The organism is Helicobacter burdigaliensis (assembly GCF_003670295.1).
Classification (GTDB): Bacteria; Campylobacterota; Campylobacteria; order Campylobacterales; family Helicobacteraceae; genus Helicobacter_D; species Helicobacter_D burdigaliensis.
Window position 1 is genome coordinate 1 of the sequence record NZ_QXJG01000015.1, and the last position, 21,430, is coordinate 21,430.

Annotated in this window: 18 protein-coding genes and 2 tRNA genes; 15 read left to right on the plus strand and 5 right to left on the minus strand. The window is 32.6% G+C overall.

Translation table 11 applies throughout. The features are described from left to right. The 3 genes from EBF09_RS09355 to EBF09_RS06360 all read left to right on the plus strand — a co-directional run. On the plus strand, nt 1-211 hold a 211-nt coding region (locus tag EBF09_RS09355; protein ID WP_232817677.1), incomplete at its 5' end, for a hypothetical protein. A gap of 970 nt (nt 212-1,181) precedes the next feature. After that, nucleotides 1,182-1,421 carry a hypothetical protein gene (locus EBF09_RS06350; RefSeq protein ID WP_121764295.1) on the plus strand — a complete coding sequence of 80 codons (240 nt, stop codon included), beginning with the start codon at nt 1,182-1,184 and terminating at the stop codon, nt 1,419-1,421. An 890-nt stretch (nt 1,422-2,311) separates the two neighbouring features. Next, on the plus strand, nt 2,312-3,745 hold the full coding sequence (locus EBF09_RS06360; RefSeq protein WP_198672550.1) for an alanine/glycine:cation symporter family protein: 1,434 nt from the start codon (nt 2,312-2,314) through the stop codon (nt 3,743-3,745). Here EBF09_RS06360 and trpF read toward each other — a convergent pair. From trpF to EBF09_RS06375, 3 genes are read right to left on the minus strand one after another with little or no spacing between them, the layout of a single operon-like run. Further along, a complete protein-coding gene (gene trpF / locus EBF09_RS06365; protein ID WP_121764297.1) occupies nt 3,723-5,237 on the minus strand; it encodes a bifunctional indole-3-glycerol phosphate synthase/phosphoribosylanthranilate isomerase in 1,515 nt (504 codons plus the stop codon). The genes EBF09_RS06360 and trpF overlap by 23 nt on opposite strands. Before the next feature lie 2 nt (nt 5,238-5,239). After that, nucleotides 5,240-6,856: a bifunctional anthranilate synthase component II/anthranilate phosphoribosyltransferase gene (locus EBF09_RS06370; protein ID WP_121764298.1), complete on the minus strand. Its 1,617-nt coding sequence runs from the start codon at nt 6,854-6,856 to the stop codon at nt 5,240-5,242. Then, nucleotides 6,853-8,349 (minus strand): chorismate-binding protein, encoded by a 1,497-nt coding sequence (locus EBF09_RS06375; protein WP_121764299.1) that lies wholly within the window; start codon nt 8,347-8,349, stop codon nt 6,853-6,855. The genes EBF09_RS06370 and EBF09_RS06375 overlap by 4 nt, the downstream gene beginning before the upstream one ends. Before the next feature lie 258 nt (nt 8,350-8,607). Between EBF09_RS06375 and EBF09_RS06380 the strand changes: the two genes are divergently transcribed. The 6 genes from EBF09_RS06380 to EBF09_RS06405 all read left to right on the plus strand — a co-directional run bounded on the left by EBF09_RS06380 (nt 8,608) and on the right by EBF09_RS06405 (nt 15,311). Next, the gene (locus EBF09_RS06380) at nt 8,608-10,284 is read left to right on the plus strand and encodes a 30S ribosomal protein S1 (RefSeq protein WP_121764300.1); all 1,677 of its coding nucleotides are present in this window, start codon (nt 8,608-8,610) and stop codon (nt 10,282-10,284) included. A gap of 22 nt (nt 10,285-10,306) precedes the next feature. After that, nucleotides 10,307-10,795, plus strand: a complete 489-nt coding sequence (locus EBF09_RS06385; protein WP_121764301.1) for a hypothetical protein — start codon at nt 10,307-10,309, stop codon at nt 10,793-10,795. 9 nt (nt 10,796-10,804) lie between these two features. Further along, the gene (serA, locus tag EBF09_RS06390) at nt 10,805-12,388 is read left to right on the plus strand and encodes a phosphoglycerate dehydrogenase (protein ID WP_121764302.1); all 1,584 of its coding nucleotides are present in this window, start codon (nt 10,805-10,807) and stop codon (nt 12,386-12,388) included. Nucleotides 12,389-12,441: 53 nt separating this feature from the next. Beyond that, nucleotides 12,442-12,528, plus strand: a tRNA-Leu gene (locus EBF09_RS06395). 283 nt (nt 12,529-12,811) lie between these two features. Next, the gene (locus EBF09_RS06400; RefSeq protein WP_157978177.1) at nt 12,812-13,525 is read left to right on the plus strand and encodes a bacteriohemerythrin; all 714 of its coding nucleotides are present in this window, start codon (nt 12,812-12,814) and stop codon (nt 13,523-13,525) included. Further along, a complete protein-coding gene (locus EBF09_RS06405) occupies nt 13,500-15,311 on the plus strand; it encodes a hypothetical protein (RefSeq protein WP_121764304.1) in 1,812 nt (603 codons plus the stop codon). The genes EBF09_RS06400 and EBF09_RS06405 overlap by 26 nt, the downstream gene beginning before the upstream one ends. 43 nt (nt 15,312-15,354) lie before the next feature. Here EBF09_RS06405 and EBF09_RS06410 read toward each other — a convergent pair. Beyond that, nucleotides 15,355-15,439 (minus strand) — tRNA-Leu (locus tag EBF09_RS06410). Nucleotides 15,440-15,598: 159 nt separating this feature from the next. Here EBF09_RS06410 and EBF09_RS06415 point away from each other — a divergent pair. From EBF09_RS06415 to EBF09_RS06440, 6 genes are read left to right on the plus strand one after another with little or no spacing between them, the layout of a single operon-like run. Next, nucleotides 15,599-16,327, plus strand: coding sequence for a thioredoxin domain-containing protein (locus tag EBF09_RS06415; RefSeq protein WP_121764305.1), 729 nt, complete (start codon nt 15,599-15,601; stop codon nt 16,325-16,327). Then, a complete protein-coding gene (locus tag EBF09_RS06420) occupies nt 16,327-17,424 on the plus strand; it encodes an MlaE family ABC transporter permease (protein WP_121764306.1) in 1,098 nt (365 codons plus the stop codon). The genes EBF09_RS06415 and EBF09_RS06420 overlap by 1 nt, the downstream gene beginning before the upstream one ends. Further along, on the plus strand, nt 17,421-18,155 hold the full coding sequence (locus tag EBF09_RS06425) for an ABC transporter ATP-binding protein (protein ID WP_121764307.1): 735 nt from the start codon (nt 17,421-17,423) through the stop codon (nt 18,153-18,155). The genes EBF09_RS06420 and EBF09_RS06425 overlap by 4 nt, the downstream gene beginning before the upstream one ends. Nucleotides 18,156-18,163: 8 nt before the next feature. Then, entirely contained in the window at nt 18,164-18,958 is a 795-nt protein-coding gene (locus tag EBF09_RS06430) for an MlaD family protein (protein ID WP_121764308.1), read from the plus strand. A gap of 9 nt (nt 18,959-18,967) precedes the next feature. Then, nucleotides 18,968-19,570 (plus strand): hypothetical protein, encoded by a 603-nt coding sequence (locus EBF09_RS06435; RefSeq protein ID WP_121764309.1) that lies wholly within the window; start codon nt 18,968-18,970, stop codon nt 19,568-19,570. A 12-nt stretch (nt 19,571-19,582) separates the two neighbouring features. Next, nucleotides 19,583-19,915 (plus strand): dihydroneopterin aldolase, encoded by a 333-nt coding sequence (locus tag EBF09_RS06440; RefSeq protein WP_121764310.1) that lies wholly within the window; start codon nt 19,583-19,585, stop codon nt 19,913-19,915. A 38-nt stretch (nt 19,916-19,953) separates the two neighbouring features. Here the strand turns inward: EBF09_RS06440 and gltS are convergent, their stop codons facing one another. Next, the gene (gene gltS, locus EBF09_RS06445) at nt 19,954-21,189 is read right to left on the minus strand and encodes a sodium/glutamate symporter (protein ID WP_121764311.1); all 1,236 of its coding nucleotides are present in this window, start codon (nt 21,187-21,189) and stop codon (nt 19,954-19,956) included. Between the last annotated feature and the right edge of the window lie 241 nt (nt 21,190-21,430).

Sequence of the window (21,430 nt, forward strand, 5' to 3'; positions counted from 1 at the left end):
TCTTATTATTGTATTTTTATATTTAGTGTTTGTGGGTTTAGTGTTATTGTTTATTTGTTGTGCTCGTTATAATTGGGGTATTTTTTTATGGGATATAGAAGTGTTTGTAGGGGTTTATTATTATGGACGGATTATTTATAGATATGCTTATTTGCTTTGTTTGAATTTGCTTGGTCTTTTTTTAAAAAGTTTGAAGGTGATAGAGAGTTAAATTCTTGTTTTTATGGTTCCATTCTTTTAGTTTTTAACTTTCCTTAATATCGTCTATCTACTTCTTTAACCTTTTGTTCTTTTATCTTATTTTAGTTGGGTAAGTTTATTGTATTATAAAGTATATGAGTATGTTTATTTTTTAGCTATATTTTTATAAGTTTATGTTTAAATGTATTGAATTTATTGTGTATTGCATTAGTTTTAATTTATTATGCTTTTTATATTTATAGTATTCCTTTTATTATAGGGAATAATTTAAATGAGATATATGAATTTTTGCAATGTTGGATTTAAATTATTTTTCCATAGTTATGGTTGTTTTATTGTCTTTTTTATCTTTGTAAATTAAAGTTTTATTATAGTATTGTTATTATTGCTTTATTGTGTTTATGGTTTTACTTTATTTATTGCTTTATTTATTTGTTGTGCTTGGTATAATTGGGATAATGCCTAAGAGGTAATGATTAATTTTTAAAAGATAAATATTTTGTGGTCAAAAATATTAAGTAAATTAGTCTATAATAAAATAATTTATCTGTATTATAGTGTATTTGTCTTTTTTATGGGAATGGATGGGTGTAGAGTGTTTGTGGATTAATAATTTTTGTTGTTGCATTTTTATGTTTAAAAGCTTTTTTGGTATGTTTATTATTAGGATAAGAGTTTATTTTTATTAATATTTGATAGAAATGCAATGGAATTATTCGTTATTATATACTCTTACATAATGTTTAATCTATTATACATTTATAATGCCATTCCTTTGATTTTGTCTGCAATATTTATATTTTTAACATTTTATTTTCTAGTTTAAACTTGTTTATTGTTGGTTGTTGTGGTATAGGGGTATTTTTTAATATCTATTTTTAAAAGAAAGTTTATGTTTAGTATTTTATTATTCATAATGGGTTATATTTGCTCATATCTTTTGCTGCATGTAATTGGAACTTATCATTAGGATTTTATAAATGAAGTATTTTGTAATAATCTATATCCACCCTATGGATTGGGATATTCCCCACGCCTTTTTGGGACTCACGAAAAATAAAAGTCCTGATGAGTTAGATAAAATAGATTTTCAGCGGTATAAACAAATTTATCCTAGTATACTAGGCAATGATTTTAAAGGTAAGGGATTTTTTGGCTTTGCTCCTGTTGAATCTACAACCAGCCATTGGGGTAAAGTGTATGAAAATAATCAAAAATGAAAATAAAAGTATCATATTTGTAGGGTATTCTTTGGGCGAGATTTTGGGGTGCAATGAAAATATTAAAATACTTTATATTTGCTTGGATAATATCACCTTTAATTGGGCATAATCCAGATAGATTTAAGGAATTTCTCATAGTGATTGGATGGATAATTTTGCCTCCAGTAGTGGTCAATCTATGGTTATTTTTAATAACAGGAATTAAAAAATATTTGATAAGGCTTTTTCTATTATTGTTATATTGTCCATTGGCAATTTTATTATATCTTTTATTTGATTAAAAGGAAAAAGTATGGAGCAACAAATCAAGAATCTTAGAAGCTATGCTAATGCAGCAGAAGCTAGTTATTTTTAAAAGAGTGGAATAATTTATTAAAATCTTAAAAGGAAATAAATGAGTGCATTTGGTAGGCTTTATATTGCTTGGGGAATGTTTTAGATGATTGGATTTGGAATTTTTATACCCACAGGGTATGGATTTGACAATATGGGTTTTACAGATTTTTTCATGATTATTTATTTTTAATATTGTATATTTTGCGATAAAAAAAAGAAAGAAAATATATTATAAATGTATTATGGATATTATTGGTATTATCCTATGGCTTTTATAATGTATTATATAATCTATTATCTTTAAAACTAAAGAGATAATAAGAGATTGGTTGATTTGGGTTTTAGAAAACTTTTTGGAGTTTTAGTAAATATTTAAGTGCATAGTTGTCTAAGATTTATGGGTGTTAATAGATTTTAATGTTACAAAATGGGATTTATTTTTAAGAATTTTTAAAGCTTGTAGAAAATTTTAAACACAAAAAGCTTGTAATCTGGATTTTTAGTTAAAATATTTTTTTAAATTTTATGTTAAATTTGATACAAGGAGTTTAATGGAAACTAATGCTACATTAATAGATTCAGCAATAAAGGTGTTTTCTGAATTTGTTGCTGTGTCAAGTAATCTTTTGTATACCTATATTTTAGTGTTTGTTTTGATAGCCTGTGGATTGTATTTTACTTTTAGGACAGGCTTTATTCAGCTGAAATTTTTACCACAATCTTTGAAAATCCTAAGAGAAAAAAGTCAAAAAGAGCATATTTCTCCTTTTGCAGCGTTAATGATCTCTACTGCTTCAAGAGTGGGAATAGGTAATATTGTTGGAGTGGCGGTTGCTATAAGTGCAGGAGGTGCAGGGGCGCTCTTTTGGATGTGGGTTGTAGCGATATTTGGTGGAGCAAGTGCATTTGTAGAGAGCACTCTAGCGCAAGTTTATAAAAGAAGAGAAGGGGAGCATAATTATAAAGGTGGGCCTGCTTATTATATCCATAGTGCGTTGAAATCTAAAGCATTTGGAATTGTATTTGCGATTTCTTTGATTTTGTGTTTTACTTATGGTTTTAATGGTCTGCAATCTTACACGCTTACTTCAGCATTTGAGTTTTATGTAGGCAAAGATGCTTTTAATGAGGGATATATCACAACTTTCATCGGACTCATTTTAGCGCTTTTGACGGCTATATTTTTCTTTGGTGGGGGGAAATCTACAGCTTTTATTTCTAAAATCATCGTGCCTGTTATGGCATTTGGTTATTTGCTTGTAGCTTTAGCTGTGATTTTTACAAATTTTGGGGAATTGCCTAGAATCTTTTTAGAAATTGTAGAGAAGGCATTTGATTTTCAAGCTATTTTTGGTGGTTTTGCAGGAAGTGCTATTGTAATAGGGATTAAAAGAGGTTTGTTTTCTAATGAAGCGGGTATGGGTTCAGCACCTAATGCTGCAGCAGCTGCACACACAAGCCACCCAGCAAAGCAAGGAATGGTGCAAACTTTATCAGTTTTTATTGATACGCTTATTATTTGTTCAGCAACTGCTTTTATGGTGCTTTGTTCACAAGAGAATTTAGAGGGTTTAAAGGGTATGCCACTTATTCAAAAAGTAATGCATGGGCATTTTGGTGAGTTTGGATTGCATTTTGTGAGTATTGCAGTTGTGCTTTTTGCATTTACTTCGCTTGTTGGAAATTATTTTTATTCAGAGATGAATTTTAAATTTATCACAGAGAATAAAACTGCTTTGCAAATATTCCGCTTAAGTGCTGTGGCTATGGTATTTGTGGGTTCACAGCTTAGTTTAGATCTTGCATGGGATTTTGCTGATGTGGTTATGGGGATTATGGCACTTGTTAATATTGTAGCGATTTTGCTTTTAGGAAATATTGCTATTAAAGTGCTAAAAGACTATGAAAAACAAAGAAAAGAAGGTAAAGATCCTGTATTTAAGGCAAGTGATGTGGGGATTTCTAACACAGAGTGTTGGAAGTAGCCAGACTTTTTAAAGATTCTAAAAATTTTTGTAATTTTTTAGGATCTTTAATCCCTATTTTGCTTTCTAGTGAAGAATTGATATCTAGCATTTTTGCCCCTATTTGTTTGAGTTCTTTTAGATTGTGAGTACCTACTCCTCCAGCAACACATAAATAATCATTCACTTTTTCTTTGAGTTGTGAAAGCAAATTAAAATCAATGCTTTTTCCACTTCCTCCTCCTAATGTGCTTTTAGAATCCAAAAGAACAAAAGGACTTAAAAATGAGTTTAAATCCTCTAGTGTAGCGATATTTTTGGCTTCATAAAAAGGAAAATTAGCTTCTTTTAGATTGTAAGTCCCAAAAACTTCCCCCTTACTTCCGTGTAGCTGAATGGCGTCTATAAAGCCCTCTTTATAAAGTTCTATGGCTTCTTTTAGCTCCTCTTTTTCATCACTTACCACCGCAACTTTTAAAAGTGGGAAAGATTGAAGTGCAGTGGTGATTTCTTGAATCTTTTTAGGATTCACAAAGCGCGGGGAATTTTTAACCAAAATAAATCCAAGTGCTGCGATTTTTTTGGCTTTTGTGGTATCTTTTAGTGCTTCATTTAGAATTTTAGCGCAAGTGAGTGCGTTTTCTTTATTGGTGATTCCACAAATTTTTATAAAACCTAGCGGAGAATTTAAGAGTATAAAGGCATCGTGGTAAAAATCATTAGGAGAATTTTTGCCTACTTTTAGGCTAGAGATTAGGTTTTGCAAGGTTTTTGTGGATGTTTTAGTGCTTACAAGATAGCTTCCACATAGTATCCCATCATAGCCTACATTTCCTATCACAAATCCATCAAAACTGCAAGAGATGGAAGATTCAAAAATAAATTTTGCTTGAATGTTTGTGGCTTTTAGATAGTTTAGCAAGTTTAAAGCTGTGATTTTATCAATTTTGAAAGTATGGAGATTTCTTGAATTAATGCCTATTAATTTGGCTTTTAGTGGGGTTATAAAGTCAATCTCCTCTTTGTTATGCACTTCAATAAGAGGAGTAAGATTGAGGGCTAATGCACTTTCATAAAGCTCTTGTAATTGCTTAAAGCCTCCAAAATCCCCATTTGCAAAAATTGCAGCGATTAATAAAACCATATCTGCACCAAAATCATAAGCTTCTTTTATTTGCTCTTTGGTGGTGATAAAATCTTTTCTTAAAACACAAGCATGATTAAATTTGTCTTTAATGGCTTTTAAGTCTTGCAAACTGCCCTTAAAATAATCTTCTTCACAAAGCACAGAGATTGCTCCAGCACCACCCTCTAAATAGCTTTGTGCTAGTTGTGTGGGATTAGGGATTGCTCCTATATCGCCAAGTGTGGGACTAGCGCGTTTAATCTCTGCGATTACAAAAGGAAAGGTATCTAAAGGAGGGCGTATAAGTGGGGCATTACGCAAGGTGCTAAGGATCTGCTTTTTTTGCTTTTTGTCTAAAATTTCTTTTAAAATGGTGGGGGTTTGCATTTTTAATCCTTAAAAATTTTGTGGCTTAGGGTGCTAAAGGTTTCTAGAGTGTTAAAGACTTCTTTTTTGTTAATAATTTCTTTGGCTAAGAAAAAGCCCTCTTTAATGCTAGAGGCTTCTTCGCAAACATAAAGTGCAGCACCCATGTTGAGTGCGACTAAATCAAGCTTGGGAGAGGGAATTGCATTAAAAATATCTAAAGAAATTTTGATATTTTCTTTAGAATCTCCACCTACAAGCATAGAATGATTGACAAAATCTAAACCTAATTCAATAGGATTAAAAATAAAGGTGCGAATTTCTCCATTTTTTAGCTCTGTAATTTGTGTAGGAGCACATAAAGAAAGCTCATCATAGCCATCTAGCCCACTTACAACAAGGGCGCGTTTAACCCCTAAAATTGCTAGTGCTTTTGCCATAATTTCTGTATAAGATTTATCAAATACTCCTATTAATTGATGTGTGATTTGTGCAGGGTTGCTAAGAGGTCCAATTAAATTAAATGCGGTTTTAAAGCCTAAAGTCGCTCTAGCAGGGGCTGCAAAACGCATAGCCGAATGAAATTTTTGTGCAAAAAGAAAGGTAATATTGAGTGTTTTGTAAATTTCCTTTGCATTTTTAATATCCATATTGGCATTAATATTGAGTGCATTTAATAAATCTGCTGAACCACTTTTGGAAGTAATGGCTCTATTACCATGTTTTATCATCCCAAATCCTTTTGCTTTAGCGTAGTTTGCTAAAAGCAGTGCAGAGGTGGTAGAAACATTAAAGGTTTTGGCTAAGCTTCCCCCTGTGCCTACCATATCAAAGCGTTTAGAAAAATCATCTTTTATGTTAAAAGGGATTGCTTTTTTCTTTAATACCGAAGCAAAACCGGCTAGTTCGTATTCATCTACGCCTTTAATCTCTAAGCTTGTAAGAAAGCTTCCAATTTGTGCTTCGCTTAAATTCCCTTCTGTGAGTTCATCCATTAGGTTATAGCTTTCTTGAAAATTTAGTGATTTTTGATGGAGTGCTTTATTAAGGTATTCTTTAATAGGGATTGGCTCTCTAGCATAGTGGAGGAAGTTTAGAAGCATTTTTTGCCCTTCTTTTGTCCCAATAGATTCTGGGTGGAATTGCAAACCTACAAGGTGGTATTGTTTGTGCTCTACTGCCATAACCTCGCCATCTTCACTCATTCCGCTAATTAAAAAACAATCAGGAATTTCTTCTTTTTTGCCTACAAGAGAGTGATAGCGTGTAATGGGGGTTTTTTGCTCTATATGGCGGAAGATACCTTTTTGATTGTGGATAAGGGGTTCTACTTTACCATGCACGATATTTTTAGCATTTTTTATCTCCACGCCAAACGCACTTAAAATGGCTTGATGTCCTAAGCAGATTCCCAAAATGGGATAAATCCCTTTAAGTTTTTGCACGATTTCTATGCTAATGCCTGCTTCTTTTGGGCTTTTAGGGCCTGGACCTATTACTATGTAGCTAGGATTTAGGGAAATAATTTCATCTAGGCTAGTTTTATCGTTGCGTAAAACCTTAATGGGATAGTTAAACTCCCTAAAGGCTTGATAGATATTGTAGGTAAAAGAATCGTAATTATCTATTAAAACAATCATTGTTTTTCTCCCATAATGGCTTCTTTTAAAGAGAGCATTTTGTTTTGTGTTTCAAGATATTCGCTAAGTGGATTAGAATCATAAACCACCCCTGCTCCTGCTTGTAAATAATAAATCCCATTTTGATAGACTGCACTTCTAATAGCAATGGCTAGATTAATATCGCATTCTTTGGTAAAATAGCCTATTGCACCTGCATAAATACATCTTTTATGCTCTTCTAACTCATAAATTGTTTTAATGGCTTGAATCTTTGGAGCACCACTTACAGTTCCAGCAGGGAAACTTGCTAAAATCGCTTCTTCTTGAGAGTGCATTTTTAAATCCATTTTGCCTTGCACTTCAGAAACTAGGTGCATCACGCGAGAGTATTTTTCAATAACTTTTTCTTCGCTTACTTTGACACTTCCTCCAATGGCGACTTTGCCAATATCGTTGCGTCCTAAATCAAGCAACATTAAATGTTCGGCGTTTTCTTTAATATCATTTTTTAGCTCTTCTTCAAATTTTAAATCTTGGAGTTGCGTCTCTCCGCGTGGTCTTGTCCCAGCGATGGGGCGTAAAGTCAGTGTGGCTGTGCCATCTTCTTCGTTTTTTAGTTTGATAAGCACTTCAGGGGAGCTTCCTATGATATGAAAATGCCCAAAATTATAATAAAACATATAAGGGCTAGGGTTGCTAATTCTTAAATTTGTATAGGCTTGCAAGGGGGTTAGGTTGCTTTGTATTTGCATACTTACAGAAGGAACACATTGTAAAAGATTACCTTTATAAATCTCATTTTTTAGAGTAGAAACAATGTTTGTGAAGTATTCTTCTTTGTTGGGTGATAGGATTTTGGATTCTATTTTTTTGGGGCTAGATTGTGGGATTTTTAAATTCATAAGTGAATCTATAAGCTCTTTTGCTCTTTGTTTGACATCAAAGCTAGAAGTTTCAAAAGAATAAGTAATGCTTATAGCATATAAAGATTCATAAAAATGATCAAAAACAACAAAATCTCTCCCAAAAATAAAGGCATTTTCATAAGCTTCATAAAGGGATTTTTTCTCTAAATCAATCTCTTCAATCTCGCTAAAAAATTCATAACCCAAATACCCCACTCCCCCAAGCGGTAAAGGCACATCAAGAGGCAGTTTAGAATCTTTTGTGCTAGGAGCAAACTCTCTAAAAGCTTTTAGATAATCTAAAAATTTCATAGAAGAGGAGTTGTTAAACATTTTAGGATTCAAAGAAAGAGTTTTTTTCTCTCCATTTTTTTGAAAGATTAGGGAATATTCTTGCTTTTGCTTTACAATTCTAAAGGCTTCTTCTAATATAAGGATAGAAAAACGCCCTTTGCCACTTTTTAAAAAAGCAGATTCTAAAAGCACGCAAGCATTTAGCACTTCACAGACAAGCAAGGGTGTGAGTTTAGAAGCGGGAATTTTTTCTACATACAAAGAAGCTTTATGGGGGTTATGTGGGGAATTTGAGTTTAAAAAATCAAACATAATAACACTCTTTTTATAAAAAATTTCTTGCTATTTTACTTTAGGCTAGGTAAAAAAGAATTTATAAAATTAAGCTTTCTTTGCTTTTTTGGATTTTAGAAACGTAAAGATATTAAGTTCATATTTTATTTATGAGTAATTTTTGCCATTCTTTAAAAGAAAAAGAGAGTATTTTTTAAAATTGGTATATTTTATAGTTTTAAAAGAGTTTTTGTTGTAGAATGGATAGATTTTATTTTATAAAAAGGCAAAAACAAGATGGCTGTTGTAGGAACAAATAAGCAAGAATTAGAAAATATTAACGAGGAAGAAGATTTTGCTACGATGTTAGAGCAATTTGAGAAAAAAGAAAGTCAAAAAGCTTCTAGCGGGCAGATTGTTGCGATTAATGATCAAAATGTAGTAATTTCTGTCGTGGGCGAAAAGAATGAGGGTATTATTAGCATTGATGAGATTAAAGATGCTGAAGGAAACTTGAAGTTTAAAGTTGGGGATTCTCTACCTATCGTGATTACAGGAAAAAGAAATGAAAGACCTATTGTGTCTTATAAAAAGGCAATCCGAAGAGACAATATTAAAAAATACATAGAAGAACTTGGAGAAGACTATAAAGATAAGGTTATTGAGGGTGTTGTTACACACAAAAATAAAGGTGGCTATGTAGTTGAGAGTGGGGGAGTGGAGTTTTTTATGCCAAAATTTGCCGCTGCATTTAAAGCAGGAGCAAAAGTAGAAGGAAAAACTATCAAAGCTTGCATTATCAATGTAAAACCCGATGAAGATAGTATTGTGGTTTCAAGAAAAAGACTTTTTGAGATTGAAAACTCTGTAAAACAAGAGGTTGTGGATAAGATTCTAGCAAGTGAGGGCAATTTAGAGGGTGTAGTTAAAAAGATTACAAGCTTTGGAATGTTTGTAGATGTGCAAGGGGTTGAAGGATTAGTGCATTATACAGAGATTAGTTATAAAGGGCCAGTGAATCCTTCAAAGCTCTATAAAGAGGGTGATATAGTACCTATTAAAGTTCTTTCTTATGATAAGGAAAAAAGACGCTTAGCATTATCTATTAAAGCAACTGCAGAAGATCCTTGGAGAGAGGTTGAAAATGAGCTTGAAGTAGGAGATGCTATTAAAGTAGTTGTTAGCAATATTGAGCCTTATGGGGTTTTTGTGGATTTAGGAAATGATATTGAGGGCTTCTTGCATATTTCAGAAATCTCTTGGAATAAAAACATTCAAAACCCAGAGCAATTCTTAAAAACAGGGCAAGAGATTGATGTTGAGGTTATTGAGATTGATACCAAAGAAAGACGCCTAAGAGTATCTTTGAAGAAACTACTAGATAAGCCTTTTGAGCAATTTATAAAAACCCATAAAGAAGGCGAAGTGCTAAAAGGAGTTGTGGCTACACTTACAGATTTTGGAGCTTTTGTGAAGCTTGGTAGTATTGATGGACTTTTACACAATGAAGATGCTTATTGGAATAAAAATGAAAAATGCAAAAACTTGATGAAAGAGGGCGAAGAAATTGAAGTAAAAATTGCTAAAATTGATAGAGCAAAAGAAAGGATTTCTTTGACAAGAAAAGGTTTAATCGCTTCTCCTATTGATGATTTTGTAAAAAGCCACTCTATTGATGATAAAGTAACAGGTGTAGTGCGCGATATTAAGGATTTTGGCGTATTTATTAAGATTGATAATGATGTAGATGCACTTATACGCACAGAAGATTTATTTCCACTTAAAAAAGAAGAAATTAAAATCGGCGATGAGATTAGTGGTGCAATTTCTTTGATGGATACTGAAAATAATCGCATTAGAGTTTCTGTAAGAAGACTAGAAAGGGCTAAAGAAAGGGCTAATTTAAAGAGTTTTAATGAGAGCGTAGATGATAAAATGACATTAGGAGATATTATTAAAAATCAAATTTCTTAGTGGCTTAGGGGGTATTAAGAGCATGCAAATAAGATTGCTAGTTGTTATTTTTACAATCTTTACAGGCATACTCTTTTTTGTTTTAATACGCTTTTATGTAGGTGCAATGAGTGCTTATGAGCTTCCACAGATTGAAACTTATAACTTTGCAACAGAGCAAGAAGTGAATCCTAAAGAAGTCTTAAAGTCAGCTTGGGTAAGTAGGCTTGCTATGCAAGATAAGGTAGAATACATCTATCCTGCCCCAGAAATGCAAGTTAAGCTTATGCTAACTACTGAAATGGAAGAAGAGCAGACAAGCAAGATATATCGTGTTTCTGTTGGGATTATCGATGCTTATCAGTTTTTTTGTATCAATCAGGTTTTAAGTGCGCATAAAATTAAATACTCTTACTATAAAGTGGGAGATCATATTTGGTTACTTGTTGCTGCAAATAATCAAAATTACCTTCATAATGTTTTAGAGAAGTTAAAGCATTATGAAATTAATTATGAAATATCTTTGTCTTAGGAGTTTGCGATGTCAAATTATACGATTATTGTATGTGATCATATTCACAAAAGCGGATTGGATTTACTGCAAAAGGCTGAAAATGTAACAATGCTAAATTTAGCACATTTGCCAAAAGATGAGCTAAAAAAAGAGTTGCATAAAGCAGATGTAGCAATTACTAGAAGTTCTACGGATGTAGATGAGAGCTTTTTAGAATCTGCTCCCAAATTAAGAGCGGTGGTTAGAGCAGGTGTAGGTGTAGATAATGTAGATATTGAAGCTTCTAGTAAGCGTGGTGTTGTGGTTATGAATGTGCCTACTGCAAATACAATAGCAGCTGTGGAGCTAACTTGTGCGCATATTTTAAGTTCGGTTAGAAATTATCCAAGTGCAAACGCACAATTAAAGTATGAGCGTAAATGGAAAAGGGAAGATTGGTATGGCACAGAGCTAAAAGGTAAAAAGTTAGGAATTATTGGCTTTGGAAATATCGGAAGTCGTGTGGGTAAAAGAATGAAAGCTTTTGAAATGGAAGTGATTGCCTATGATCCTTATATTAATCCCACAAAAGCAACAGATGCGGGAATTGCCTATACTACAAACTTTGAAGATATTTTAAAATGTGATATTATAACAATCCACACTCCTAAGAATAAAGAAACAATTAATATGATAGGCAAAGATGAAATTGCAAAAATGAAAGATGGAGTGATTTTAATCAATTGTGCAAGAGGTGGATTGTATAACGAAGAAGCCTTGCTTGAAGGCTTAAAGAGTAAAAAAATCCGTTGGGCTGGGATTGATGTATTTAATAAAGAACCTGCTATTAATAATCCTCTTTTAGATTTGGAGAATATCTATGTTACGCCACATATTGGTGCAAATACTCTAGAATCTCAAGAGAAAATTGCTATTGAAGCAGCAGAAGCAGCACTAGAAGCTGCAAGAGGTTCAAGTTTTCCAAATGCACTTAATTTACCTATTAAAGAAAATGAATTGCCAAGTTATATGAAAGCCTATTTAGAGCTTGTGCAAAAAATGGCATTTTTTGCAATACAGGTAAATAAAGCAGAAGTGCGAAGCATTCAGTTAGAGGCTTGTGGAGAGATTAAAGCACATATTTCTTCTTTGGCCACTTTTGCACTTGTGGGTATGCTAAATGCTTCTGTGGGAGATAAGGTAAATTATGTAAATGCTCCTTATGTAGCTAAAGAAAGAGGTATTGAAGTGGATTTAGTAGGTAAAGATTCACAAGGTGTGTTTAAAAATCAAATCAAACTTACTCTTACTACGCAAAATGGAGATTTTAGTGTGAGTGGTGCAGTATTTAATGACAATACCCCTCGTTTAGTTGAAATTAATCATTTTAGTTTGGATATAGAGCCAAAAGGGCGTATGATACTCTTTAGAAACAACGACACTCCAGGAGTTATCGGAAGTGTAGGTAGCACTTTAGCAAAACATAATATCAATATTGCAGATTTTAGACTTGGGCGTTATGGAAAAGAGGCTTTAGCACTCATTGTGGTAGATGATGAAGTAAGCACTGAAGTTTTAAATGAGCTTTCAAAAATTGATGCTTGTCTTTCAATAAAATATGCAATTTTATAATTTTTAAGTTAAACTTATACAAAAGAAGGGTATAATTACCCTCTTTTTATTAAGCCGGGGTGGTGAAATTGGTAGACGCGCCAGACTCAAAATCTGGTGGGGGCAACCCCGTGTCGGTTCGATTCCGACCCTCGGCACCACTTAATCTCCTTGATTATCTTATAAGTTTTCCATTAGTGAATAGCCTATTTACAATTTATTTTAAAGTTTTAAGAATAGCTTTTCTCTTCATAAAGTGGAATTAGAAAATCACTTATGCAGAGAAATAAAAGCTAATTTGCTTTTTATAAAATATAAATAAATATTAATTTATATTAATAAATCATAGAATTAATACCTAGTTAATACAAATTTAAGTAGAATCCAAATTATTAAATGGGGAATAAATTTGCAAATTTTTGCATCATTGTTGAAGAAGGTAATATGTTAATAGAGTGGGACAAAAGTTTTAGCATAAAAAATGCAGCGATAGATAGGCAACATCAAAAAATGTTTGAAATTGCAAATAGAGTGTTTGTGATATTTGACAAAATCAAAGAACGCGAAATAGATGAAAATATAAAATTACAAATTAAAGGCATTATTGTAGAGTTTTTAGAATACATTAAAAGCCATCTAAAAGATGAAGAAAATTATATGGAATCTATAAAATATCCTCTAACTAGGGAACATAAGGTTTTACATACTCGTTTGATTAAAGAGGCAAAAGAAATTTTAGGGCAAATTAATGATATTCCAGTTCTTGTGAATTCTTTGCAAGTTTTTATGAAAGATTGGTTAATACAGCATATTTTAAGCGAAGATATTCTCGTGCAAGTTTTTGCCACTAAAAGTTTGGAGGTTAAGGAAATCCACCATAGCTTGGAGCTTTATACCAAAATATGTTCTTTAAAGAAAAATATTTATGAAGAGGTGCGTTATAAATACATTTGTGCTTGTCCACTAAAAGAACATCAAGTATATAAGAGCATTCATGAGGAGTTGCAAAGTGGCGTGCTATTGCGTTGCCATTCTTGCAAACAGCCTTTGGTGTATTATCCCAAAATGAAAGCTTTTGATATAGAAGAGCTAAAAGAGAAGTTTTTTAAGACTGCGGGGGGGGGGGGCTTAAATGAAAAAATCGCTTTACACAGCTAAAGATCCTTATGGTTTTGTTTGTGAGGCACAAGCTAGGGATAATCAAGAGTATGATTATGAGATTTTAAGAATCACAACTCACACAAGGCGTAAAAATGATATTTCTAGCTACTCTTATGGTGAGCTAAGCCATTTTAATAATGGTACAGAATTTCTTTCTCGTGATGAAATTTATCAGATTTTTGAGATAAATATTGTAGAAAAAACTCCTAAAGCATTTTTTTGGAAATTACTTTTAGATGATGAAGCAGTGGAGCTAGAAGCAACGCTTGAGTTAGGAGATAATTGTGTCTATCATCAAGATATAAAAGATGAGCTTACTTATGAGCTTTATAAGGAAATGTTAAAGGAGGGATTGCTAGTTGGGATTAGAATGTTGCCTAAGTTTTTTGAGCAATTAGAGGAGATTATTACACAAATTAAGACGCAAGAGTTTCCATCTAGCGTTACTTTTAAGGTTGCCAAAGGGGTTAGAGGGGAGAAGAGCCAAAAAGATGTCTTGGAGCTAAGGCATCCTGTTTTTGAAACCACAAATCATGAGATGTATTATGAAAAACCCATACAAAAAGATTCTTTGTTGTTTTACTATAAAAAGGGAGTGCCCGGTAAAAGAGGAAGGAATCTAAGGGGGGAAATTTTAGAGGAGGGTGTTAAAGATATTCATCAGTCTGTGCCTAAAATTTTAGGGGGTATATATATCAAACAAACACAAGAGGGGTATTATGCGTATGCAGAGCAGTATGGCTATCTTTTTAGGAGTAAGAACGAGTTTGGTGTGTTTAATGAAATCAAACTTAAAGAAGTTTCTTTAAAGACGACAGGAAATCTTCAAGCAAATTTACAAGAAGATGTCTCATTGCAGGTTAAAAATGTGGATAAACTGCAAGATAGTATTGGTGAGAGTGTAGAGCTTAGCGTAAATAATATTCAAGTTAAAGGAAATGTAGGGAAGTCTTCTATAGTTGCAAATACCATAGATGTGCAAGGGCAAACACATCTAAAGACAAATATCATCGCCCACCATGCAACTCTTAGTAATCTAAAAGGGAGTATTGAAGGGGAGGTTGTTTGTGTGGATTCTTTAGAAAACGGAAAAATAAAAGCAAAAATAGCCATTATCAATCAATGTATGGGTGGGAAAATCATCGCAGATAAAATTTATATTAAAAATCTTAAAAGTTATAATGAAATCTACCCTCAAGGAATGCTTGTGGTAGATACAATTAGTGGCGATATGAATCTTATAGAGGTGGGTATAAAACGCACAGATAAAGAAGAAAATGCAGTGATTTTGTCGCAAAATATTAGTGAGCTAAGAAGCAAGCTAAAGTATCTGCTTTTAAAAATGGAGCAATCTTATTCTTATGTTAGTAAAAATCAGGTAAATATTTATGTGATTAAAAACTCGTTAAAGGGGCAGAGCGTTTCTGCAAATATTCAAAGCATCTTAGAAAAATATGAAAAAGTCTTAGTGCAATATCATAAAATGCTAAAAGAATATCAAGACATTGTAAGATTACTTTTTTATCTTGAAGAAAAAGAGCAAAACATTGCTAATGCGATTTTAGAGATTGAATGTATGATTTTAGGCAAGTCTTTGGGTAGAGATAATCTATTGCGCTATCGTTTAAACAATGCAGATCAAAAAGAGATTCGTTATATGCTAGATGGCACAGAATTCAAGCATTTTCAGCTTGTAAAAACAGAGAATGAGAATTTTAGATTAAAAAAGAATGAAGATTATAATCACAATAAAATTTCTTGGATTCATCAATACTCGTTTTGAGTATAGAAAATAAAATATAGTTTTGTAAAAAAGAAGATAAAAGTGGTGCGGAAAAGAGGACTTGAACCTCCATGCCTTGCGGCGCCAGATCCTAAGTCTGGTGCGTCTGCCAGTTTCGCCATTTCCGCAAATTAAAGATGGAGATTATACAGACATTATCCTTAATATAAACTAAATGTTATTTTCCTAAAATTTTCACAATCTAAAATAAAATTATTTTATTTTTTACAAGTTTAAAGATAAATTTTACTAAAATACTAAAGACATTTTAAACATAAGGAAGCAAAATGAAAAAAATTGCCTTAATATTAAGTTGTATGTTTGGGTTTGCATATGCAGATTTTAATACAAATTTTGCCAAAAGCATTAAAGATTTAAGTGGCGTAGAGGTGAAAGTGGAGTTTAAAAAAGAGCTTGAAAGCTTTAAGGATACTTATTTTGTGATTGCAAAAACGAGTAATGGAGATGCTTTTCCGGTATTTGTAAGTAAAGATGGTAAATATCTTATTGGTTTTAGTAATGTTCTAAGCTTGGCAGATAATGATATGAAAATGATGCAAGAACAGCTAAAAAAAGCAAGTGAAGCAAATATAGCTAAAGACAAACAAGCTTTAAGTAAGCTTTTTGCGAGTTTTGCTAAAGAGGATTTTGTGTATTTAGAGGGGAATAAAAAGGGGCTTCCTACTAAGATTGTTGTAACTGCACCTGATTGCCCACATTGTCAAAATCAGCTTAAAAACGATATGGATAAAATCCTAGATGAAGCTAATTTGAAAATTATCTTTGCTCCTCTTGGAAAAGAAGATGCTTTTATAAAAGCACAGCTTATTATGAATGAAACCAAAAATTTAAAAAGCACAAAGGAAAAGTTGGCAGTGCTTAGAAAGTATTATTTTGCAAAAGAACTTAGTAAGACTCAGCTTAAAACAAATTATGATAAAGTTAAAGCAAATCAAGAAAAAATCTTTGGTTCAGGATTGGTACAAGGCGTTCCTTTTGTTTTTAGTGAGGAATAATGGAAGCTTTTTTAGAGCATAGGGCGGAAAATACCCTTATACTCGGAGGGGTTTGGGATTTCTCACTCCCTAAATCCCTACTTAACAAACTTCAAAAGTGTAAAAATCTCTCCTCTTTAAAAATTCTTTTAGATTCTAGTTTTGATCTTGATTTTTGTGGAGGAGAGGTTTTATATCAATGGAATAAAACTCTTCACAATACAGCCAAAAATGAGCTTTTAGAGCATAAGAAAGTGCAAAAAATTTTTCAACTCTTAGCAGTGCAACAAAACATAGAAAAGCCTACGCTAAAAGACAATTTTTTTAAGCTACATAGTGATAGTTTTAAAATCATTGGTAATTTTTGCAAGAAAAATGTAGAGTTATTGAGTTTTTTGGGAGAAATTATTTATTTTTTCTTTTATACTTTTTTAAATCCTACAAATTTTCGTATTAAAACAACTTTTTACCATATTCAAGAATCTTTGATTAAGGCAGTGGGGATAGTAGCACTTGCTTGTTTTTTGATAGGAATCGTCGTGGCTTATCAGGGTTCTATTCAGCTTAGGCAATTTGGAGCGAGTATTTTAATAGTAGAGATGAGCTCTATGCTTACTTTGCGAGAAATGGCGCCTATTATCACAGCAATTATTATTGCAGGGCGTAGCGCTTCTGCATTCAGTGCAGAAATTGGTATGATGAGGGCAACACAAGAGATGGACGCTATGAAGGTTATGGGGTTTAATCCGATTACTTTTTTGGTTTTACCACGCCTTATTGCTTTGGTGTGTGTTATGCCTCTTGTTGTGTTTATTTCTGATGTTTTTGGGCTTTTGGGTGCTATGCTAATCTCACAACTTCAGCTAGATATTAGCACAGAGCAATTTATTGAGCGTTTTTCTTTGATGGTGTCTTTGCGACATTTTTGGGTGGGGATTATCAAAGCTCCTTTTTTTGGACTTATTATCGCACTTGTAGGGTGTTATTATGGTTTTAGTGCAAATAAAGATACAAGAAGTATTGGAATAAACACTACAAAAAGTGTTGTAATTTCTATTTTTTGTGTGATTGCATTTGATGCGCTTTGTTCAATTCTTTTTACGGAGCTTGGATTATGAGTGAAGTCGTAATAGAAGCACAAAATTTAAGCACCGATTATAAGGGGCGTTTAATCCACGATGAAATTAGCTTTAAGATTTATAAGGGTGAGATTGTCGCACTTTTAGGAGGGAGCGGAAGTGGCAAAAGCACACTTTTAAATACTATGATTTTTCTAAAAAAGCCCAAAAGTGGTAAAATGTTAGTGTTGCAAAAAGATATTTGGAAACTAAACCCCAAAGAAGAACTTAAAATGAAGCTAAATTTTGGTGTTTTATTCCAGTTTGGCGCACTTTTTAGCTCTTTGAATGTTTTGGATAACATTGGCATTGCATTAAAAGAATATAGTGCTTTTAGGGATAAAGAAATTAAAGAGTTAAGCAAGATGTGGCTAAGCCGTGTGGGTTTAAAGATGAGTGTAGCAGAGCTTTTTCCTAATGAGCTAAGTGGAGGAATGATAAAACGCGTATCTTTAGCTAGAGCTTTGGTGCTTAGCCCTAAAATTTTGTTTTTAGATGAGCCTACAAGTGGGCTAGATCCTAAAAGTGCAAGAGAGTTTGATGCGTTAATCTTGTCTTTAAGGGAATTGTTGGGACTTAGTATTGTTATGGTTACACACGATTTAGAAAGTGTCAAAAAGAGTGCAGATAGATTATTGATTTTAAAAGATAAAAAAATATCCTTTAATGGCTCTTTAGATGCACTAGAAAAAGAAGTGGAATCATTAGATTTATATTTGCATCAAATTTAGGAGAGAAAATGGAGAGTAGATTAAATTATATTTTGCTTGGAGTATTTTTTGTTTTTTCACTCATTGCCCTTGCATTTTTTGTCTTTTGGGCAGGAAAATATGATAGAAATCTCACGCAATACAATCCCTATTATCTTTACCATAAAGAGCTTCCAAAAGGAGTGAGAAAAGAAACACAAGTGCGTTATCTTGGTATTCCTGTGGGGTTTTTAAAAGACTATCAATTAAAGAATGATAAAGTGGAAATGCTTTTGTGGGTAAAAAAAGAAATTGTATTAAAAGAGGGGGCAAAGGCGATTGTAGAATCTCAAGGATTAACAGGGGGCAATTATATTTCTTTAATACAGGGAGATGGAGGAGAGTTTAAAGAAGAAAAGGCGGTGCTTATATTTGAAGCAAACTGGATAGAAAAAGTCGGAGACACCGCACAAGAAGCTATTAAAAAACTAGAAATTAGTTTAGATAAAGTGAATCTTTTATTGAATGAGAAAAATTTGCAAAATTTTGAAAAGAGTTTGGAGAATTTTGCTTCTTTTACAACACATTTAAATTCTACTTTGACACATTTTAATAGAGAAATTGAGGGTTTTAGCAAAGTAAGAGATACTTTTTCTAAGAGCCTAGAGAGAGGGGATTATAATCTAAAGCAAATGCTAACACCTTTGCTCTATGAGTTAGAAGAAAATTCTAAAAATTTACAAAGGATTTTGCAAACAAGCAAAGATGTTTTACAAAATTTAGAAGAATCTCCCAATGATTTTTTGTTTGGTAGGCAAAAAATTGAGCTAGGTCCAAGAGAATAAGGAGTGAGAATGTTAAAAATGTCGCAGTGTTTTTTTGTGGTTTTTGCAGTTTTGATTTTTAGTGGTTGTGTAGGCAGGGAAATACCTGCTAAAAATTATTATGAGCTCAAAACAGAGTTTAAAGGGGAGAATACATTAAGAAAGCCTTTAGAAATTGCATTTGCCCTTAGTATACCACAAAAGCTAGATACTAAAAAAATTGCTTATAAAAAAGAAACTAAGAGTGTATCAAGCGAACAAGACCCAAAGTTATATTATTTTGCTAAAAATGAGTGGGTGGGAAATACTAAAGAGATATTGGAAGACTATTTTATTCAAATTGCACTGAATAAAAATAATATTTTATTAAAAAGAAGCACAAAAAATACAAGCAATAAGATTCATCTTAAAGTCATAGATTTGTATTATTCTCATAATGATGAGAGTGTAAAGTTTGTGGCTTTGGGATTTTTTAGCACTAAAGAGGATACTAGAGTGTATATAATCTCAAAAAGCCAAAAAGTGGGTGAGGAATATGGAGATTTTAGGGATATTCCAAGGGCTTTTAGTGAAGTTTTAGAGAAAGCATTGAGTGGATTTTTATCTACAATGCAACAAAATTATTTAGAATAAATTTGGAGAAAAATGAGTATAAAAAACTATGAAATTAGTCTTGAAGATTTAGAGCTTGAAGTGATTATCGGGATTTTAGAAAAAGAGAGAGAAAATAAACAGAAAATTAAAATAGATGCAAGGTTTATTTACCAAAAAAAAGAAGAATTTTTAGATTATCGGCATTTAAGGGAATTTATCAAAAATGCTTTTAATCAAAAGTTTTTGCTTTTAGAAGATGCACTAGAGTATTTTTATAGAGAGATTCCAAGAAATTTCCCACAAATAGAACGATTTTCTTTGCGTATTTGTAAGCTTGAAATTTTTGAAGATTGCAAGGTATGTATGCAAATTTCTTATCCATAAAACTATTTTAACCCTTGCAGGATTTGCAAGGGTATTAATTACTTAAAGAAGAGCTCTACAATAAATGTAATCACCCCACCATTGATAATATCAATAAAGAACGCACCCACTAAAGGAACGACGATAAATGCCATATGGCTTACACCATAGTGTTGTGTAACTGCTTGCATATTTACCACAGCAGTTGGAGTAGCACCTAGTCCAAATCCACAATGTCCTGCTGCTAAAACGGCCGCATCATAGTCTTTACCACACACTCTAAAGGTGATAAAGATTGCATAAAACACCATTAGCACCACTTGCACCATTAAAATTACAAACATAGGAAGTGCCAAAGATACAAGTTGTGCTACATTAGTAGCCATAAGCGTAATCGCTAGGAATAATGAGAGGCTAACATTTCCTAAGACGGATACTTCTCTATCAAAGACTTGATGGATTCTAGTAGCTTGTAAAAGATTTCTTAAAATCGCACCCACTAGTAAGCACCATACAAAGGTTGGCATTGTAAAGTCAATCTTCGCACAATATTCTGCTATCTTTGTCCCGATAAAAAGACAAATTGCAATGAGTGCTAAAGATTCAATAAAAGAAGTTGCTGTAATTAACCTCTCTTGCTCTGGCTTTTCTAGCCCTACTGGCTTATCATCTTGCTTTGCAATAGGAAGCGGTAGATTGTAGCGTTTTACTAAAAATCTTGCTACTGGCCCTCCAATAAGTCCTCCTGCAATAAGTCCAAAAGTCGCACTTCCTACGGCTACTTCAAGTGCTGCACTAAAGTTATAAGGTTCTTTTACAAAGACAGCTGCCCAAGAAGCACCCGTCCCATGTCCGCCACTCATAGTAATGGAGCCACCTAGAAGTCCAATGAGTGGATTTACTCCCATAGCATTTGCCACTGCTAAGCCCGCGATATTTTGTAAAATTAGCAATCCTGTAACTACAAAAAGGAAAATAAAAAGGATTTTCCCACCTTTTTTAAAGGAAGCAAAATCTGCTGAAAGTCCAATGCTAGCATAAAAGGCAAGCATTAAAGGATCTTTGAAGCTTTCATCAAGTTTGATACTCATTCCTTGATAGGTTGCAAGCAAATAAATCACAATCGCTGCAATAATCCCACCAACAACAGGCTCTGGGATATTATAATCGCGCAAAAACTTGATTTTGCTAATAATCCACCTCCCAAGCAATAAAACAAACACCATAGCTAATAAGGTGCCATAAAAATTTAAAGAAATGCCGGTAATTAATTCACCATTTTTTAAGAATTCCATAGTCTATCCTTATGAAATAGTAATATTAGTTTTTTAGTCAAAATATTTTAGTAAAAAATTTTTTATGTAATCTTAAATTTATCAAAAAGATTAAAAAATATTTAAACTTTTTAACCTTTTTTATATAAAATATGTGTAAAATTTTCACAAGATTATGAAAACATTGGAATATGAGAATTTTTGTTACTCTTAAGAAAGGGGAATGTCTTTACCTTCTTTAAAAACCCAAAAAACACTTAGG

Excerpts from the sequence above, each read along its gene's own strand:
- EBF09_RS06440 (WP_121764310.1), top strand. The coding sequence starts at position 19,583 with ATGAGTATAAAAAACTATGAAATTAGTCTTGAAGATTTAGAGCTTGAA.
- EBF09_RS06425 (WP_121764307.1), top strand. The coding sequence starts at position 17,421 with ATGAGTGAAGTCGTAATAGAAGCACAAAATTTAAGCACCGATTATAAG.
- serA (WP_121764302.1), top strand. The coding sequence starts at position 10,805 with ATGTCAAATTATACGATTATTGTATGTGATCATATTCACAAAAGCGGA.
- EBF09_RS06430 (WP_121764308.1), top strand. The coding sequence starts at position 18,164 with ATGGAGAGTAGATTAAATTATATTTTGCTTGGAGTATTTTTTGTTTTT.
- EBF09_RS06415 (WP_121764305.1), top strand. The coding sequence starts at position 15,599 with ATGAAAAAAATTGCCTTAATATTAAGTTGTATGTTTGGGTTTGCATAT.
- EBF09_RS06360 (WP_198672550.1), top strand. The coding sequence starts at position 2,312 with ATGGAAACTAATGCTACATTAATAGATTCAGCAATAAAGGTGTTTTCT.
- EBF09_RS06370 (WP_121764298.1), bottom strand. The coding sequence starts at position 6,856 with ATGATTGTTTTAATAGATAATTACGATTCTTTTACCTACAATATCTAT.
- EBF09_RS06435 (WP_121764309.1), top strand. The coding sequence starts at position 18,968 with ATGTTAAAAATGTCGCAGTGTTTTTTTGTGGTTTTTGCAGTTTTGATT.
- gltS (WP_121764311.1), bottom strand. The coding sequence starts at position 21,189 with ATGGAATTCTTAAAAAATGGTGAATTAATTACCGGCATTTCTTTAAAT.
- EBF09_RS06380 (WP_121764300.1), top strand. The coding sequence starts at position 8,608 with ATGGCTGTTGTAGGAACAAATAAGCAAGAATTAGAAAATATTAACGAG.
- EBF09_RS06385 (WP_121764301.1), top strand. The coding sequence starts at position 10,307 with ATGCAAATAAGATTGCTAGTTGTTATTTTTACAATCTTTACAGGCATA.
- EBF09_RS06350 (WP_121764295.1), top strand. The coding sequence starts at position 1,182 with ATGAAGTATTTTGTAATAATCTATATCCACCCTATGGATTGGGATATT.
- trpF (WP_121764297.1), bottom strand. The coding sequence starts at position 5,237 with ATGCAAACCCCCACCATTTTAAAAGAAATTTTAGACAAAAAGCAAAAA.
- EBF09_RS06420 (WP_121764306.1), top strand. The coding sequence starts at position 16,327 with ATGGAAGCTTTTTTAGAGCATAGGGCGGAAAATACCCTTATACTCGGA.
- EBF09_RS06375 (WP_121764299.1), bottom strand. The coding sequence starts at position 8,349 with ATGTTTGATTTTTTAAACTCAAATTCCCCACATAACCCCCATAAAGCT.
- EBF09_RS06400 (WP_157978177.1), top strand. The coding sequence starts at position 12,812 with ATGTTAATAGAGTGGGACAAAAGTTTTAGCATAAAAAATGCAGCGATA.
- EBF09_RS06405 (WP_121764304.1), top strand. The coding sequence starts at position 13,500 with ATGAAAAAATCGCTTTACACAGCTAAAGATCCTTATGGTTTTGTTTGT.